The 1,256-nt window shown below is 38.5% G+C and carries 2 protein-coding genes; one reads left to right on the plus strand and one right to left on the minus strand.

Annotated elements, in window-relative coordinates:
• Positions 1-696, plus strand: a 696-nt coding sequence (locus tag LSG34_RS20635; protein WP_233011219.1) for a PIN-like domain-containing protein, incomplete at its 5' end; no start/stop codon positions are given.
• 163 nt (positions 697-859) lie between these two features.
• On the opposite strand, the gene LSG34_RS20640 is transcribed toward LSG34_RS20635, so the two are convergent.
• The gene (locus LSG34_RS20640; RefSeq protein ID WP_233011220.1) at positions 860-1,042 is read right to left on the minus strand and encodes a DUF6435 family protein; all 183 of its coding nucleotides are present in this window, start codon (positions 1,040-1,042) and stop codon (positions 860-862) included.
• Positions 1,043-1,256: the final 214 nt, after the last annotated feature.

A 1,256-nucleotide genomic window follows, 5' to 3' on the forward strand; every position in this document is an offset into this window, starting at 1 on the left:
CGTCCATATGAGCCCAAAGAGCTAGAGTCAATTTTCAAAGAAGGTGAGTATCGGTACAACCAGCTAACTCCTCCAGGATACAAAGATGCAGCTAAATTAATAAATAAGGGTAATTTGCAACAGGAATGTCAGAAATTCGGAGACTTGATAGTTTGGATGCAAGTTATTGAATATGCAAATGAGCATCAAAGCGACATAATATTTGTCACTGATGATGAAAAAGAGGACTGGTGGTCAGAATTTAAAGGTAAAACTATCGGAGCAAGACCGGAGCTCATAAAAGAATTTAAAGACAGAACCTCCCGATCGATCTTAATGTACAAATCAGATAGCTTCATTCGGCATGCGAACGAATATTTAGACGAAAATGTAAGTGATAAAAGTGTTGAAGAGATGAAGCAAGTCCGCGAACAAGATCATTGGTTAGGGTCCAGTTTTGGTATTTCACTTACTAAGTACAGACCTTTTTATGACTTAGTGTTCTACATAAAAGGAAATTTCATCTTGGGTCAGAAGTTACCATCTGAAAGGGATTTGGCTGATACTCTTGGGTGGAATAGGTCTGTTGTGAGAGAGCAATTAGTCAGGCTGGAATCTTTTGGATATATATCGATAGAGCATGGAAAGTCCACAATTTTAAAAAGAGAAATTCCAAATATACCCCTTTTCACCGATAGTAATCGTGATCCTGCATGATGAAATCAGATCAAGGGCATCTCACCTAGCTATTGCTACAGAACATGAAGTGAATGTCCGCAACTCGCTCATAGCTAACAACCACTATTCATAAGTCTTAAAAGCTAAAAAGGCCAGTATAAAACAGTGGCCTTTTGCTAAAGCTTTTTACTATAAATGAGTTTTAGCTTTGCTTGGTTTCAGCCTGCAACTTTTCCAGCTGTGCCCATAACTCTTCCGCTTCTGCGGTTAAATCGGCAAATAAGCGCATATCGCCTTTTCGCTGTGCCAGCATCGCTTGTTCAGCTTTGGCATCGTATTTTTGGCGTAAGGCTTTTAGTGGATCTCGTTTAAAAAAACTAAACATTTTGTAGACTCTTTATTTTTTGTTAGTGATGTCTTTATGTTACGTCTGGATAAGGCTTTTTGTTCAATAGGTAAAGGTTTAAAGTCGCGTATTCAGGGGGGGAACGCTGCACAAAGCAGAGATAAATTTTATTGGTAGTTCCCATTCCTTAGCCTATCTTCCTTGTAAATCAATAAGCTGCATCTATTCTTAGTGCTGGTTTAGTCATCTTTTT

Source organism: Rheinheimera faecalis (assembly GCF_021290965.1).
Lineage (GTDB): Bacteria > Pseudomonadota > Gammaproteobacteria > Enterobacterales > Alteromonadaceae > Pararheinheimera > Pararheinheimera faecalis.